We start from the raw sequence: 17,361 nt of genomic DNA on the forward strand, positions 1-17,361 counted from the left end.
GCTTATTTTATAGTGCCTTCTTTAGCACAAGGTTTACCGCATTTCCACTCAACCCTTGCAGGGCTCCATATACCCAGGGTTACTACAGTTAGCAACGAATAACCGAAATTATTTTTTACCGTTACCTCGGCCATGCCATTGGAGCCAAGTGAATCACATACAGGAGTAACTATTCGCTTTGGGCTTTGGATAGCGCCCCAAAAAAAGAAGTTTACATTTTGATGTGATACCTCTGAGCCTGCCTGCGCTTTGGTTTCGACCCGGGCGGTGTAGCAACTACTTAATAATAATGAGAGCAATAGGGCGGATACACTTTTTTGATAAAAGCGTGAAGACCACTTTAAATATGATGGCAGCATAAGGCAAGTATTTAGGATTTAACTGAAATAAATTAAAGTAAATCCAAATACTTGATTTTCAGATAAGTAAAAACCCGTTTATTGATACGTATTTTTACGCCTTTTTGGCGGCCTGCATGCAGAGAAAGCCTATCTTATTGACTTGTACAATCCTAAATGTTTAGGCTTGGTTAAAACGATATGCCATAAATGATTTTTTCTTGAACGGAAAGATGCAGCACTGGCACTAAGATAGTAGCGCCACATACGGTAAAAAGTGTCGCCATATTTGTCACTTAGATCAGGCCAGCTTTGTTCAAAGTTTTTGCGCCACTCCATACAAGTGCGGTCATAATATACGCCGAAATTATGCCAGTCTTCAAGAATAAATAATCCCTGCCATGCGGTTGAGAGCTGTGCTGCAGATGGCAGCATGCCATTAGGGAAGATGTATTTATCAATCCAAGGGTCGGTAATCTTGGTAGAATAGTTGCCGCCGATGGTATGCAGCAGAAAAATGCCGTCATCGGTTAGGTTTTTGGCAACAGTTTCCATATAGGCTCTGTAATTACGATATCCTACGGCTTCCAACATGGCTATGGATACAATCCGGTCGAATTTTTCATCAATATCCCGATAATCTTCCAGTCTGATCTCAACCGGTAATCCCTTATTGATTTCGCGGGCAAGTACAGCCTGCTCCTTAGATATAGTTAACCCTACCACCGATACACCGTATTTTTCGGCAGCATATTTGGCAAAGCCTCCCCAACCGCATCCAATCTCTAACATGCGCATGCCTGGCTCCAACTTTAATTTACGACAGATCAAATCAAGCTTGGCTTCCTGGGCTTCATCCAATGTTTGCGCATTTTCCCAGTAGGCACAAGAATACATCATACGTTTATCAAGCATTTGCTCAAACAGGTCATTGCCTATATCGTAATGTTTATGTGCAACTTCTATAGCCTTTGATTTGGTTTGCTGGTTGCCAAATTTTGCTTTTAAGAAATACTTAAGCGTATTTAAATCACGGGGAATCATTTTATCAACCCGGTGATATTGCACACGAAAAAAGAACTCATCAAGGGCTTCGCAATCCCACCAGCCTTCCATGTAAGCTTCACCGAAACCCAATGAACCACCGGCCAGCAAACGATCATACAATTTAGGATTGTGTACCTGTGGATCCCAGGGATTGGTACCATTCATGGTGATCCCACCTGCAGCAAACATATTTGTAACAATCTCCTTTGATGAACCCATAGTTTTTTAGTTTCCGTTTTATGCGGTGATAAAGATATTCTTTTTGTTGAAAAGAGGAAAAAAACTACCGTGGGTCTAACAATAGCTGCCGCAGGTTTAGCGAAGCGTAACCTGTGGTTTACTATGTTTTAAGCTTTCAGCTTAAAACATCAATTCAATATCAATTAAGCCCTTATCACCTGCATAATCCTTGGCACTACTATACAGAAAATGCTCCGGCTTATCAACCCAACCGGCAGCAACCGGGTTATTATGCAGGTAATCCAGCTTTTGATCTATCATTTTAACTCCAAAAAGTTCTATGGGATGGCTACCCGCCTGCCAAAACTGGTAATATTCGTTGCTTGGATTCTTCCAACCTGCACGTTCAAAAAACCAAAGCAGCCAGTCGCGCCTGCTCTCTTGCAAGTTCTCCTTAATTGCTTTGATAATGGTTTTAGAAGTGTGCCTTTTGATATCCCTTAAAATATCCTGCATTGGTTTATCTGTAGTACCGATAATTAAATGCACATGATTGCTCATTATTATCCAGGCATATAATTTAAGGCCTTTGTTTTTGATACAATACTTTAGGCTCTCAACCAAAATATGTTTGTATTCAATTCGGGTGAATACATCGATCCATTGTACAACAGTGAAAGTTACAAAATAGGGAAATTCCTGGTTGTGGAATTTGTAATTGCGGCTCATGGCTTAGGTTATTGATTTTATTTAAGTTGGTTTTATTTAAGCTGGAAGCTTAAATGATGCTACACCACGGGTTACGCTACGCTAAACCCGCGGCAGCTATATTGGCAGCTATCTATAAAAAAAGCCCCCCTTGCGGGGAGCTCTTCTCATAGGTAGATAGATTTAAATCACTTTTAAAATTGTATCAATACTGATTAAACTTCTTCCATGCTTTCGCCGGTTACAGTTTCTTTGATCTTGCTTTCCAGTTCTTCCTGCAGTTCAGGGTTATCAAGAATCAGTTGTTTAACGGCATCACGGCCCTGGCCCAAGCGGGTTTCGCCATAGCTAAACCATGAACCTGCCTTTTTGATGATGTTGTATTCAACCCCCAAATCAATGATTTCGCCTGCTTTTGAAATACCTTCGCCAAACATGATATCAAACTCGGCTATACGGAATGGAGGGGCAACTTTATTTTTAACGATCTTAACTTTTACACGGTTACCTGAAACCTCATCGGTATCTTTAATTTGCGAGATCCGGCGTACATCTAAACGTACCGAAGCATAAAACTTCAATGCGTTACCGCCTGTGGTAGTTTCGGGGTTACCAAACATAACACCAATCTTATCGCGCAATTGGTTAATGAAAATACAGCAGCATCCGGTTTTGCTGATGGTACCGGTTAGCTTACGTAATGCCTGCGACATTAAACGGGCATGTAAACCCATTTTTGAATCACCCATTTCACCTTCGATCTCGGCCTTTGGTACCAATGCAGCAACAGAGTCGATAACAAGGATGTCAATAGCACCCGAACGGATCAGGTTATCGGCAATTTCCAGCGCCTGCTCACCATTATCTGGCTGAGAGATCAGCAGGTTTTCAACATCAACACCTAATTTTTTGGCATAAAAACGGTCAAAAGCATGCTCCGCATCAATAAAAGCTGCGATGCCGCCTTTCTTTTGCGATTCGGCAATGGCATGGATAGCCAAGGTTGTTTTACCTGATGATTCAGGCCCGTATATCTCAATGATCCTTCCCTTAGGTAAACCGTTAACCCCCAAAGCAATATCAAGCCCTAATGAGCCAGTTGATATAACTTCAGTTTGCTCAATAACGGAGTCGCCCAATTTCATGATGGTGCCTTTGCCGTATGATTTTTCCAGCTTATCTAATGTAAGCTGTAATGCCTTTAATTTATCGCTGTTTTTATCTGTAGTAGCCATCGTTTTATTTTCTTAAGCAAATATAATTACAATTTTCACAATTACTAATTTTTTTAGTAATTTATTTTTTTGGTGAATTGTTGATTAAGTGAGGGGGGATTAGTTTAGTATGGCGAAGATAGACAACCATTCACTCAATCAACCATTCACTCAATCAACCATTCTCCCAATCAACCTTACTCCACACTCCTCTTCCTCAACTCCTTACTTATGGTATTGAGTGCCTTTTTCTTTTTAGCTTCTTTGGCTTTTTTAACTTTAGCGGCTTCGGCACGTTGCAGCGCTGCCTCGGTATTGTTACGCTCGTAATACCGGCAAAACCAGGTTAGCGGACAAACATCACATTTAGGGCTGCGTGCCAGGCAAATATAACGGCCATGCAATATCAGCCAATGATGTGCAACAGCTATATATTCTTTAGGAATATTTTGAACCAGTTGTTTTTCAACTGCAAGTGGCGTGCGCGCGTTATTTGTTAAACCAATGCGGTTAGCTACCCTGAACACGTGGGTGTCAACCGCCATGGCGGGTTCTTCAAAAATAACCGAAGCTATTACATTGGCTGTTTTGCGGCCTACACCCGGCAATTTCTGCAGGTTTTCTATCCCGGCAGGCACTTCGCCATTAAAAACTTCGATAAGCATTTTGCCCATGCCTACCAGGTGCTTAGCTTTATTATTAGGATAACTTACAGAGCGGATGTATGAAAAAACTTCGTCGGATGTTGAGGCAGCAAGATCCTGAGCTGTGGGGAAACGCTCAAACAACGCCGGAGTTACCTGGTTAATACGCTTATCAGTACACTGTGCCGAGAGTATCACTGCCACCAGTAACTGAAACGGATTATTGTAATGGAGTTCCGTAACAGGATTAGGTTGGTTTTTAGAAAAATATTCAACAAAATGGCGGTAGCGTTCGGCTTTTAACATAGTTCACTGGTTCATTTGTTCATTAGTTTATTGGTGCCTTGCTTATCGTTATGAATAGAACGATCCATACTAAACTAAGCGTCAAAATTATCAAACTTTTCACCAATGAACGAATGAACCACTGAACTAATGAACCTTATCAAACTTTTCACCAATGAACGAATGAACCAGTGAACTACTGAACCGTTTTAAAATAGAAAGGTTCATAAATCATTCATTGGGTTTCGGTTTTCTTCGATTCGCATCGGCAACCTTCTCAACAATTATGATCTATGAACCAGTGGGGGAATCTGCAATAACTACTAACGTAAGCTTTTTGAATAATCCAGGATCTGGTGTATGGTTTGCACTTTAGGTTTCCTGATCAGCAGATCTAAACCAGTACGAATTGAATTGTAAAAAATCACTTCGTCGGCATCCAGATTTTCTTGTGCATTCCTGTTCATTTCAGCTTCGTTAGCTAATGCATTTAACGTTTTTGTAAAGGTTTCATCCATAAGCTTATTTACTATAATTTTTATATGGTTTATAACGGTGGCTTAAAGATAATATTTTGTTAAATGAAAATTAAATGAAATTTTTATTTCAAGAAATTCAGGCCTGGGAGGCGTTAGGCACACTTTTATAACAGTAAGCCACTTTATATCAACACCTAATGAAAACTTATCAAAAGTGCGGGCAAAAAAGAAGGTTAGAATATTATTGTTGACATTTAACCTAAACAATAATATTCTAACCTTTTATATAGATTTGCTTAACCTTTAATTTTTAAGGCTAAGCTCTTTGCTCTGCATCATTTTGCGGAGATTGTTAAGCGCATAGCGCATACGGCCAAGCGCTGTATTGATACTAACCTCTGTAATATCGGCAATTTCTTTAAAGCTCATATCACCAAAGTGGCGCATAATCAGCACCTCCTTTTGTTCTGACGGTAACAGCTGGATCAGCGCTTTAAGATCTTTGTGGGTCTGATCCCTAACCATCTTGTCTTCTGTGCTTTCGTCATAATTTCCAAGCACTTCGAAAATATCAAAATCATCGCCATTGCTTATCATTGGTGCACGTTTTTCACGGCGAAAATGGTCAATGACCAGGTTATGCGCAATACGGGTTACCCAAGGCAAAAATTTACCTTCTTCGTTATATTTCCCGGCTTTGAGAGTATTGATCACCTTTATAAACGCATCCTGAAAAATATCTTCAGCAAGGTATTCGTCTTTTACCAGCAGGTAAATAGAAGTGTATATTTTTGATTGGTAACGCCTTATCAATTCTACCAAGCCAGCTTCGTCGCCGGCTACATATAGATGGATTAGATCCTGATCACTTTTCAATTGAAAATCCATAGAAAGTACTACTTAAACTTATTTTTTAGTTAAAACCTTTTAAAGTAAAGTGTATTCTATAGCTTGCTCCTTAGGGGTTAAAGATTTGTTTCCTCAAATAAAATAAATTATTGGCAAAAAAACAAATAAAATTTTTTTTTAAAGCTCAACTTTACTATTTAATCGGCAAAACCGACCATTAAACAATCATTTATTTGGCCAGCTCTCTTTAGACTGACTTTTAATACCGAAGGTTTAATCATTCACCAAAATAAATTTTTTAAAAAGTAGTTGTTAAAACAACATTAAACTTTAAAAAGTCAGTAAACTGTAAACTCCAATAATTCACGTAGTTTAATCCAACAAACAATCAAAACTCATTTGGATTCTGCTAAATATTTTAGGATTTTTGCATTCCGAAAAGTTCATGGTTCATAGATCATGGTTCATGGTACAAATTTTGCCATCAACCAACCAATTCATGGCTATCTTCTATAAACCATCAACTTTGAACTAATTCAACAGAATGAGTAAAGAAGCAGAAAAAGATCCGCAAAAACATATTATCATAAAAGGTGCAAGGGTACACAACCTCAAAAACCTTGATGTGGCTATCCCCAAAAACAAGCTGGTGGTAGTTACGGGCATGTCGGGCTCGGGCAAATCATCGCTCGCTTTCGATACTTTATATGCCGAAGGCCAGCGCCGTTATGTGGAAAGCCTTTCATCATATGCCCGTCAGTTTCTGGGCCGTATGAACAAGCCCGATGTTGATTATATTAAAGGTATTGCCCCTGCCATAGCAATAGAGCAAAAGGTGATCACTTCCAATCCCCGCTCAACCGTTGGTACATCAACCGAAATTTATGATTACCTGAAGCTGCTATTCTCACGCATCGGTAAAACCATATCGCCCATATCAGGTAATATCGTAAAAAAAGATTCGGTTACCGATGTGGTGAACTTTGTGCTTTCGCTGCCTAATGAAACCCAGGTAACTATTCTTGCACCATTGCACCCGCATAATAACCGTAGCCTTAAAGAAGAGCTTGCTGTTTTAATGCAAAAAGGCTTTGTGCGTGTTGAATACAATGGCAAACTTTCGCGCATTGAATCTTTATTAGAGGATGAAACGGTGGAGAACGTCCCTTTAATAGCTGCTGAACCGGTGGTTGAGATCAAGAAGCCCAAAGCGAAAAAAGCTACAGTAGCAACTACAGAAACCGACCAGCAAACCGTTGTACGTATAGTTGTTGACCGTGTTACCAAAAGCGAAGAAGATGAAACCGTTAGCCGTTTAGGCGACTCTATACAAACTGCCTTTTTTGAAGGAAAAGGTGATTGCTTTGTGCGCTTCCAGGAGCCGGATGGCGAAACCGAACACGAACGCTTTTTTTGCGATCGTTTTGAGCTGGACGGGCTAAAATTTGAAGAGCCTACACCAAACTTCTTCAGCTTTAATAACCCTTACGGTGCCTGTAAAAAGTGCGAGGGTTATGGCAAGGTGATTGGCATTGATGAAGATTTGGTAATACCAGATAAAAGCAAATCCATTTACGAGGGCGCTATTGCCCCATGGCGCGGCGAAAAAATGCGCGAATGGAATGATGCACTTGTAAGGCATGCGCTAAAATTTGATTTCCCTATCCATCGCCAATATAATCAGCTAACCGAAAAAGAACAGCGCCTGTTATGGACAGGTAACAAGTTTTTCCGTGGCCTTGATGAGTTTTTCAAGGAGATGGAAGAGCAAACCTATAAGATCCAGTATCGTGTTTTGCTATCGCGATACAGGGGTAAAACCACCTGCCCTGAGTGTAAAGGCAGTCGCCTGCGGATAGATGCCTCTTATGTTAAGATCAGCGAAAAATCAATTACCGATGTTGTGCTGATGCCGCTGGATAAGGCATTTGAATTTTTCAAATCACTGGAGCTAAGCGAAACTGATGCCAAGATCGGTAAACGCCTGCTGATGGAAATAACCAATCGTCTCGGCTTTTTAAATGATGTAGGTTTGAGCTATTTAACGCTTAACCGTTTGTCAAATACGTTATCGGGCGGTGAATCGCAGCGTATTAACCTGGCTACCTCATTGGGCAGCAGCCTGGTGGGTTCGGTTTATGTTTTGGATGAGCCAAGCATCGGTTTGCACCCGCGTGATACCCAACGATTGATCACCGTATTAAAGTCCCTTCGCGATGTGGGCAACACCGTATTGGTTGTTGAGCACGAGGAAGAGATCATGAAAGCTGCCGACCATATCATTGATATTGGCCCGGAAGCCGGCACGCACGGCGGCGAACTGGTTTTCACCGGTACTTATGATGAAATTATAAAGGATGATAAAAGCTTAACCGGTAAATACCTGAGCGGCCGCGAAGAGATAGCGATTCCTTCAAGCCGCCGCAAATGGCATGATTTTATCGAAATAAAAGGCGCACGCGAAAACAACCTTAAACACGTTAACGCAAAATTTCCGTTAGGGGTGCTTACGGTTGTTACCGGTGTATCCGGCTCAGGTAAAACCAGTTTGGTAAAACGCATCCTTGCCCCTGCCGTTCAAAAAGTATTAGGCAATTATTCGGGCGAGCAAACGGGTTCATATGATGCCATTGATGGCGATTACGGCAAAATTGAACAGGTTGAAATGGTTGATCAAAACCCGATAGGCCGTTCCTCACGCTCAAACCCGGTTACGTATGTTAAAGCCTGGGACGAGATCCGCAATCTGTATGCTGGCCAGCCGGCGGCTAAAGCTGCGGGGCTAAAACCATCTGCGTTTTCATTTAACGTTGAAGGCGGTCGTTGCGATGTTTGCCAGGGCGAAGGCGAAGTTAAGATAGAGATGCAGTTTATGGCCGATATCTTCCTAACCTGCGAAACATGCGGAGGCCATCGTTTTAAGCAACACATCCTTGACATCCAATACAAAGAAAAAAATGTATCGGATATCCTGAACATGACCATTGATGAGGCTGTTGAGTTTTTTGCCAAAGAGCCTAAGATCATCGCTAAAATAAAACCTTTGGTTGATGTTGGCCTGGGCTATGTTCAGTTAGGGCAGTCGTCAAATACTTTATCAGGCGGCGAAGCCCAGCGTATCAAGCTGGCATCATTCCTGGTAAAAGGTAATAACACCAATAAAACGCTCTTTATTTTTGATGAGCCTACCACAGGCTTACATTTTGCCGACATCAAAAAACTGCTGAAATCATTTGATGCGTTGCTTGATCATGGCAATACCATTATTGTTATTGAGCATAATATGGACGTGATCAAATGTGCCGACTGGGTTATAGACATCGGCCCCGAAGGCGGCGATCGTGGTGGTAAAGTTGTGTTTGAAGGTATACCCGAAGACCTTTTAAAACAAAAAGACAGCTATACCGGTAAATTTTTAAAAGACAGGTTCTGAAACTAAAAGCACCCGGTTTTGCCCCGGGTGCTTTTAAATCTCCCCTATAAGGTTATCCCGCTTTCAGCCCTTTGAACGGGACCTAAAATAAACTTGCGGCTCATTCGCAACTCTTTGAACATCAGCATTGATATTCCAAACACGAATATCTATCTTTATTCTGCTCCGCACCTATTTAATCTGAAACGTTCGTTTACAGTATCTTATTTGTATTACTAAAACCTAAATTTTACGGCTATGCCAGGTACAAAAGAATTTTATGACACCATTCGTGACACTGTATTTAAAGGTCACCTTTCACAAAGCCAGGTTGATGGCATTGAAACTATTTTAAAAGCAACTGCAGATGCCGGCATTACCGACCAACGCAAAGTAGCCTACATGCTGGGGACTGTTTACCATGAATGTGCAGGAACCATGCAGCCGGTTACCGAATTTGGTAAAGGCAAAGGCCGTGCTTATGGCGAAAAATTAAAAATGGGTGCCGGCCCAAACCACCGTGTTCCCTACACAACGCCCGATCAATTGTATTACGGTCGTGGTTTTGTACAATTAACCTGGTATGAAAACTATGAAGCCATCGGCAGGCATTTAAATGTCGATCTGCTTAACCATCCGGAACTGGCCTTACAACCAGATATTGCAGCAAAGATCATGATTGACGGCATGACCAAAGGCATGTTTACCGGTGTTGGCCTCGGCAAGTATTTTGACGATACCCATGCCGACTGGATCAATGCCCGACGCATTATTAACGGGAACGATCAGGATGTGCTAATAGCCGGGTATTCAAAACACTTTTACAAAGGGTTGACCGGGATTGACGCATAGCAAAACTTAGTTGTTCGGGGTTTGCTCCCCCGAACAACTGAATCTCTACATATTAAAACTTATAAGTATTTTCGCGTTAGCGAGATAATGGAAATACTTAGTCTTATAGAAAAATATAATGAGCTTGGCATTGCTGATGTGATCGATCATGACCGGTTTAACCTGATTTCTATTGACCATCATTCCACCCGGATAGAGGGCTCAACATTGACAGAGGTTGAAACACAAGTATTGATCAATGAAGGCCGTACCCCCAACGGCAAACCGTTAGAAGACAGCCTGATGGTAACAGATCATCATGCCGCTCTTCTTTTCACAATCGCGAATGCCAAAGAAAAAAAGCCGCTATCTGTATCTCTGCTAAAAAACATCAATGCTTTAGTTATGAAAAACACAGGCAAGGTATACAATACCATGCTTGGCACAATAAATTCTCGAACCGGGGCATTCCGCAAAGGCAATGTTACTGCGGGTATCTCCTATTTCCCAAATTTTGATAAAGTAGAACGACTGACGAATGACTTGTTAACAAAGCTTCACGAGTCAATGACCTCTCCTTTATCTATTGCCGAACAACTCAATCTTTCCTTTGATGCACATTTCAATCTTGTAAGCATACACCCGTATTATGATGGCAATGGCCGCACTTCGCGATTGTTAATGAATTATATTCAGGCCTGGTATAATCTTCCATTGGCAATTGTACGTAGTGAAAATAAAGCAGCCTATATTCAGGCGCTAATTGATACCCGTCAGCAAGAAAACATTAAAATATTCCGCGAGTTTATGAACGGCGAATATGCCTTTTCACTCAACCAGGAAATTGAAAAATTTGAGGAAATGAAAAGGCCATCAAAAGGAAAAGGCTTTACTTTTCTGTTTTAGTTTTTCAACAGTCAGACGATCCATCATTCCCGCGTAATAATCGGCTATTCTTCCACATCGCTAACGCGATATTTGATATATTAGCCTGAATGAATAAGCTGATCACTTACCTTTTTATATTATTTTCCGTTCAGCTTTGCTCGTGCCATACCGATAAATCTTCCGATCAGCATAAAACTGTTTTTAATATCAACCTGGAAGAGGGCCTCACCTCGCTTGATCCAGCTTTTTGCCGCAACCATTATACCATATGGATGGACAACCAGCTTTATAATGGCCTGGTGCAAATTGATGATAGTTTAAAAACCATTCCCTGTATAGCCAAAAGCTGGGAAACATCTGCCGATGGCTTGCTTTATACCTTCCATCTGCGCAACGACGTTTACTTTCATGACGATCCTCATTTTGCAAATGGCATAGGCCGAAGGGCGGTGGCATCAGATTTCGCTTATAGCTTTGGCAGGCTGATCGATCCGAAGGTAGCCTCGTCGGGTTCCTGGATCTTTAGTGATAAGGTAAAAGACAAAACCGCTTTTACAGCACCAAACGATAGCACTTTTCAAATAAGGCTTAAACAGCCTTTTGCACCATTTTTAAGCCTGCTTACGGCTCAATATTGCTCTGTAGTACCCAAAGAAGTAGTTGAGTTTTATGGTAAGGATTTCAGAAGCCACCCGGTGGGTACCGGCCCTTTCAGGTTTAAATACTGGAAGGAGGGCGAAGTACTGGTATTTTTAAAAAATGAGCATTATTGGGAAAAGGATAAAAAAGGCAACCATCTCCCCTATCTTGATGCTATCCGCTCCACCTTCATCGCCGATAAGCAAACATCTTTCCTTGAGTTTGTAAAAAAGAACATCGACTTTTTGAATGATATTGATGGCAGCTACCGCGATGACATCCTCACCAAGGCGGGCAAGATAACGCAAAAATATAAAGGTAAATTTATACTTAATACAGCCCCTTATCTAAACACTATTTACCTGGGCATGCTGGTTGACACCACTTTGCCAATCGTAAAAAAATCCCCTTTAAAACTACTGAAGATCAGGCAGGCCATCAACTATGCTATCGACCGCGAAAAGATGATCAAATACCTGCGCAACAGTATGGGTACACCTGGCTATGAAGGTTTTGTGCCCGAAGGTATGCCCGGCTTTAACGGAACTGGTGTAAAAGGCTATACGTACGACCCGGAAAAAGCCCGCTGTTTGCTTCGGGATGCAGGTTATCCCAATGGTAAAAATATGCCCGAAATTACGTTGGCTACAACTGTCGGTTATCGCAGTTTGATAGAATATGTACAGGGCCAGCTGGAACGCATCGGCATAAAAACAAATGTGGAGATAACCCAGGGGGCAAGCTTACGCGAGCTGATCTCCAAGAATGGCATTAACTTTTTTTACGGCTCATGGATAGCAGACTATCCCGATGCCGAAAATTACCTTTCGGTATTTTACTCTAAAAACAAAATCCCTTTCGGCCCCAATTACACCGGGTTCAATAACAAAAAATTCGACGAGCTTTTTGAGCAAACCTACCAGGTAAAAGATGATGAAAAACGATTTGCCATCTACCGCCAAATGGATAACCTGATGATGGAGCAATCGCCCATCGTAGTGTTATACTATGATAAACTGGTAAACCTTTATCAAAACAACATCAGCGGTTACAGCCTTAACGGGCAAAATTTATTGGTGCTTAAAAGAGTGGTGAAGAGTTCGTATTAGAGATTAGAGGTTGGAGATCAGAGATCAGGATTTGTATACAAAAGCTTTTGAACTGCTTTGTTATTTTCCCATTTATGATTTGATTCCAACATACGGATCAAAAAAAATCCCGGAAGGGAAAAAACCAACCGGGATCTCTTTTTATAAAGTTTTTGCAGGGTTATACACCTAACAACAACCTTGCAGGATCTTCAAGCAATTGTTTAACCCTTACCAGGAAGCTTACCGATTCGCGGCCGTCAATGATGCGGTGATCATATGACAGGGCAAGGTACATCATCGGGCGGATAACTACCTGACCATTTACTGCCACAGGGCGCTCAATGATATTATGCATACCTAAAATGGCCGATTGAGGGGCATTGATGATAGGAGTTGATAACATTGACCCAAACACACCACCATTGGTAATGGTAAATGTACCACCTGTCATTTCAGGAATGGTCAGTTTGTTTTCGCGGGCTTTGCCTGCAAGCACAACAATAGCCTTTTCAATTTCGGCAAGGCTCATGCTATCGGCATTTCGGATAACCGGAACAACCAAACCTTTAGGGGCAGATACAGCGATTGAGATATCAGCAAAGTTACTGTAAACAATCTCTTCACCTTCAATACGTGCACCAACAGCCGGCCAGTCTTTCAGGGCTTCGGTAACGGCTTTGGTAAAAAACGACATGAAGCCTAAGCCAACATTGTGTTTTTCTTTGAATTTATCTTTGTATTTAGCGCGTAATTCCATGATCGGCTGCATATCTACCTCGTTAAAGGTGGTTAGCATAGCTGTTTCATTTTTTACCGATACCAAACGTTTGGCAACGGTTTTACGCAATGAAGTCATTTTCTCACGTTTCTCGTCACGGGCACCACCAGTTGAAGCAACAACCGGGGCAGCAGCTGGCTGAGCGGGAGCGGCAGGTTTAGCAGCCGGAGCCTGTGCGTTTAATGCATCACCTTTAGTGATACGGCCATCAACACCTGTACCTGATACAGAACCGGCATTAACACCTTTTTCGGCCAGTATTTTGGCTGCCGCAGGCGATGGTGTACCCGAAGCATAAGTTTTAGCACTTTCAACAGCAGCACCACCACGAGGTGATTCATCGGCAGCACTAACTACGGCCGGGGTAACCGGGGTAGTTGCAGGCTGCGAAGCACCGGCACCTTCAATAGTACAAACAACAGCGCCGATAGGTAATACATCACCTTCTTTAGCAATGGTTTTTAAAGTGCCTGCTTTTTCGGCGGTAAGCTCAAAAGTAGCTTTATCTGATTCCAGTTCGGCAATAGCCTCATCCATGGCAACAGCTTCACCGTCCTTTTTTATCCAGCGCGATAATGTCACTTCAGTAATTGACTCACCAACGGGTGGTACTTTTATTTCGACAGCACCTGATGAAGCAAGAGCAGCGGCTACAGGGGCCGGAGCGTTAGCAACAACTTCAGGCTGTGGCTGTGCAGCCGGTGCGCTTTCCTTAGCAGGGGCAGCAGCCTCAGCGCCGCCATCTTCAATATTGGCAACAACCGCGCCAATAGCTAATACATCACCTTCATTGGCAACGATCTTTAAAGTACCGGCTTTTTCGGCAGTAAGCTCAAAAGTAGCCTTGTCTGATTCCAGCTCGGCAATAACTTCGTCCATTTCTACATGGTCTCCGTCTTTCTTTTTCCAGCTTGCAAGGGTTACTTCCGTAATTGATTCGCCTACGGTAGGCACCTTAATCGCTAAACTCATATTGTTTGTTGTAGATTTTATATTTTTAAAAATGAACTAATATCAGGAATGATCAATTGAAAAATCAATCGGCACCGGCATCAGCCATTTTCTTTGTTGTTTTTTTTACTGATTCCTTAACCACTTTACCTACTGGAGCTTCAAAAGCCTTTGAAACTATATATAGTTGCTGGGCAGCGTGCTGCTTAGCAAATCCGGTAGCAGTGCTGCTGCCTTCAATCCTTGAAATAACGCTCAGGTTAATCAGTTTATCATTATGGAACTTGCGGCAAATATATGGCCATGCACCCATGTTTTCAGGTTCTTCCTGTACCCAGATAAATTCGGCCTTTTCATACTTGGCTTTAACCTTCAGGATTTGGGTAACCGGAGTTGGATATAGCTGTTCAACACGCACTATGGCAACATCTTTACGTTTATCGGCCTGTTGCTTATCTAACAAGTCATAATAAACTTTACCTGTACACAGCAATACACGTTTTACTTTTTTAGGATCAACGTAAGTATCATCTATCAACTCGTGGAATTTACCGTTGGTAAAATCTTCCATCGGCGATACGCATTTAGGACTGCGCAGTAAGCTTTTTGGTGTAAAGATGATCAATGGCTTACGGAAATCGCGGTGCATTTGCCTGCGCAAAATATGGAAGAAGTTGGCAGGAGTAGTACAGTTAGCCACCTGGATATTATCATCGGCGCAAAGCTCCATGAAACGTTCAACACGTGCAGAAGAGTGCTCGGGGCCCTGGCCTTCATATCCGTGAGGCAATAACATTACTAAGCCATTACCACGCTGCCATTTAGTTTCGGCACTGGCAATGTACTGGTCAACAATAATTTGTGCACCATTAAAAAAGTCGCCGAATTGGGCTTCCCAAATGGTTAAAGCAGTAGGATTGGCAAGCGCATAGCCATATTCAAAACCTAAAACGCCATACTCAGATAATAAAGAGTTATAGATGCTCAGTTTTGCTTCAGGATTAATATCGGCAAGCGGTGTAAACTCATCTTCCGAATCAACAAGCGTTAATACGGCATGACGATGAGAGAAAGTACCACGCTTTACATCCTCGCCGCTTAGCCTGATCGGATAACCTTCTTTCAATAAAGTACCGTAAGCAAGCAGTTCGCCCATGGCCCAGTCAAACACCTTGGTTTTATTTACCATGGCGCTGCGGTCCTCAAACAGCTTTTCAATTTTTTTGAAAAACTCTTTGTTTGGCGGCAATACAGTTAATTTATTACCAATTTCTAAAATGGTTTCTTCAGCAACTGAAGTATCAACAGCTCTTACCAGTTCTTTATGACTTGCCAGGTGCAAACCGCTCCAGGCACCTTCAAACATGGCAATGGTATCAGTAAATCTTTCTTCTGATTTTACTTCATCCAGCTTTTGCTGTAGCTCATCTCTAAAAGCTTTTTCTATTCCTTTCAAAAACTCACCGTCGATACTGCCTTCGTCAACCAGTTTCTGATTGTAAATTTTTAGAGGGTTAGGGTGTGCATCGATAGCTTTGTATAACAGCGGCTGGGTGAATTTAGGCTCATCGGCCTCATTATGACCATAACGGCGGTAGCAAAGTATATCGATAAATACATCCTCGTTAAATACCTGCCTGTATTCTATGGCCAGGTTCACCACATAAGCTAAAGCTTCAACGTCATCGCCGTTTACGTGAAAAACAGGCGAAAGCACAGTTTTAGCAACATCAGTACAGTAAGTACTTGAGCGGGCATCTTTATAATTTGTGGTAAAACCTATCTGGTTGTTGATCACCAGGTGAATGGTGCCGCCGGTACGGTAGCCATCCAGTTTTTCCATTTGCAAAACTTCGTACACTATACCCTGGCCCGCAATTGAAGCATCGCCATGGATCAGGATCGGGGCAATCTTTGAATGGTCGCCACCGTATTTAAAGTCGATTTTTGAACGGGTGATACCTTCTACAACCGGGTCAACAGCTTCCAGGTGCGATGGGTTAGGACAAAGGCTCAGGTGAACCTTTTTGCCGCTTTTGGTATGTACGTCGGTCGAAAAACCTAAGTGGTACTTTACGTCACCACCAAAAGGCGATTCAGAATCATAGTTTTTACCTTCAAACTCAGAGAATACCTCTTTATAGGTTTTCTCCATAATATTGGTCAGTACGTTTAAACGACCGCGGTGGGCCATACCAATAATAAACTCTTCTATACCCAGGTCGGCACCATTTTTAATTACCGAATCCATTGACGGGATCAGGGCTTCGGCACCTTCCAGCGAAAAACGTTTTTGACCCAGGAATTTGGTACCCAAAAAGTTTTCGAAGGTAACGGCCTCGTTTAGCTTGTTAAGCATTTCCTTCTTTTCATCAATTGTAAAAGAAGGTGTATTGCGGCGGCTTTCCATCCGCTCTTCAAACCATTTTACCTTAATCGGATTGCGGATATACTTATACTCGGCACCGATGGTACGGCAGTAGGTATCTTCAAGCAGCTGACGGATATCGCGCAGTTTAGCAGCACCCAGGCCAACTTCAACACCAGCATTGAACACCGTATCCAGATCGGCTTCGCTTAAACCAAAAGTTTCAAGCTCCTTGCCCGGAAAATAATGGCGGCGTTCACGCACAGGGTTTGTTTTTGCAAACAAATGCCCGCGCGAGCGGTAACCATCTATCATGTTTAATACATTGATTTCTTTCAGGAAATGTTCGGGAGTAGCTTCGCCAACAACCCCAGGCGCAATTGCACCGGCTGCATCGGTATCTTTACCAAAATCAAAACCTTCAAAAAATTTTTGCCATCCGTAATCTACCGATTCCGGCTCCTGTTTATATTGTTCGTATAGGGAAGATATGTAGGCAGCGTTTCCGCTATTTATATAATTGAGACGATCCATGTGAAATTGATCTTTAAAACGGTACAAAAGTAAGCATATACCCCTATATACTTCATAATTAATTGTAAAGAAATTTAGCCATTATTGGGCTTATTTTACCCATTGGGGTGAAAACTCAAAATAAG

13 protein-coding genes are annotated in these 17,361 nt (G+C 42.0%); 4 read left to right on the forward strand and 9 right to left on the reverse strand.

From position 1 onward, the window contains the following. Positions 1 to 2: 2 nt before the first annotated feature. From MTO98_RS29435 to MTO98_RS29465, 7 genes are all read right to left on the reverse strand, one after another. Positions 3 to 359: a Bor family protein gene (locus MTO98_RS29435; protein WP_243482610.1), complete on the reverse strand. Its 357-nt coding sequence runs from the start codon at positions 357 to 359 to the stop codon at positions 3 to 5. Positions 360 to 488: 129 nt separating this feature from the next. Then, positions 489 to 1,604: a cyclopropane fatty acyl phospholipid synthase gene (gene cfa / locus MTO98_RS29440; RefSeq protein WP_243482611.1), complete on the reverse strand. Its 1,116-nt coding sequence runs from the start codon at positions 1,602 to 1,604 to the stop codon at positions 489 to 491. Between the two features lie 141 nt (positions 1,605 to 1,745). After that, complete coding sequence (locus MTO98_RS29445) at positions 1,746 to 2,294, reverse strand: transposase (RefSeq protein WP_243482612.1); 549 nt, start codon at positions 2,292 to 2,294, stop codon at positions 1,746 to 1,748. 194 nt (positions 2,295 to 2,488) lie between these two features. Next, positions 2,489 to 3,508, reverse strand: coding sequence for a recombinase RecA (gene recA, locus MTO98_RS29450; protein WP_243482613.1), 1,020 nt, complete (start codon positions 3,506 to 3,508; stop codon positions 2,489 to 2,491). A 176-nt stretch (positions 3,509 to 3,684) separates the two neighbouring features. Next, on the reverse strand, positions 3,685 to 4,437 hold the full coding sequence (gene nth / locus MTO98_RS29455; protein ID WP_243482614.1) for an endonuclease III: 753 nt from the start codon (positions 4,435 to 4,437) through the stop codon (positions 3,685 to 3,687). A gap of 302 nt (positions 4,438 to 4,739) precedes the next feature. Next, positions 4,740 to 4,934, reverse strand: coding sequence for a hypothetical protein (locus MTO98_RS29460; protein WP_243482615.1), 195 nt, complete (start codon positions 4,932 to 4,934; stop codon positions 4,740 to 4,742). Between the two features lie 264 nt (positions 4,935 to 5,198). Further along, positions 5,199 to 5,783 carry an RNA polymerase sigma factor gene (locus MTO98_RS29465; RefSeq protein WP_112575763.1) on the reverse strand — a complete coding sequence of 195 codons (585 nt, stop codon included), beginning with the start codon at positions 5,781 to 5,783 and terminating at the stop codon, positions 5,199 to 5,201. A gap of 505 nt (positions 5,784 to 6,288) precedes the next feature. On the opposite strand from MTO98_RS29465, the gene uvrA reads away from it, so the two are divergent. The 4 genes from uvrA (at position 6,289) to MTO98_RS29485 (ending at position 12,623) form a co-directional block, all read left to right on the forward strand. Continuing rightward, complete coding sequence (uvrA, locus tag MTO98_RS29470; protein ID WP_243482616.1) at positions 6,289 to 9,177, forward strand: excinuclease ABC subunit UvrA; 2,889 nt, start codon at positions 6,289 to 6,291, stop codon at positions 9,175 to 9,177. A gap of 237 nt (positions 9,178 to 9,414) precedes the next feature. After that, positions 9,415 to 10,008: a glycoside hydrolase family 19 protein gene (locus tag MTO98_RS29475; protein ID WP_243482617.1), complete on the forward strand. Its 594-nt coding sequence runs from the start codon at positions 9,415 to 9,417 to the stop codon at positions 10,006 to 10,008. Between the two features lie 87 nt (positions 10,009 to 10,095). Then, on the forward strand, positions 10,096 to 10,893 hold the full coding sequence (locus tag MTO98_RS29480; protein ID WP_243482618.1) for a Fic family protein: 798 nt from the start codon (positions 10,096 to 10,098) through the stop codon (positions 10,891 to 10,893). An 89-nt stretch (positions 10,894 to 10,982) separates the two neighbouring features. After that, positions 10,983 to 12,623 carry an ABC transporter substrate-binding protein gene (locus MTO98_RS29485; RefSeq protein ID WP_243482619.1) on the forward strand — a complete coding sequence of 547 codons (1,641 nt, stop codon included), beginning with the start codon at positions 10,983 to 10,985 and terminating at the stop codon, positions 12,621 to 12,623. 160 nt (positions 12,624 to 12,783) lie between these two features. On the opposite strand, the gene odhB is transcribed toward MTO98_RS29485, so the two are convergent. Further along, complete coding sequence (gene odhB, locus MTO98_RS29490) at positions 12,784 to 14,355, reverse strand: 2-oxoglutarate dehydrogenase complex dihydrolipoyllysine-residue succinyltransferase (protein ID WP_243482620.1); 1,572 nt, start codon at positions 14,353 to 14,355, stop codon at positions 12,784 to 12,786. Between the two features lie 64 nt (positions 14,356 to 14,419). Further along, entirely contained in the window at positions 14,420 to 17,236 is a 2,817-nt protein-coding gene (locus MTO98_RS29495; RefSeq protein ID WP_243482621.1) for a 2-oxoglutarate dehydrogenase E1 component, read from the reverse strand. Between the last annotated feature and the right edge of the window lie 125 nt (positions 17,237 to 17,361).

The sequence above is a fragment of the Mucilaginibacter sp. SMC90 genome, assembly GCF_022811725.1.
Lineage (GTDB): Bacteria > Bacteroidota > Bacteroidia > Sphingobacteriales > Sphingobacteriaceae > Mucilaginibacter.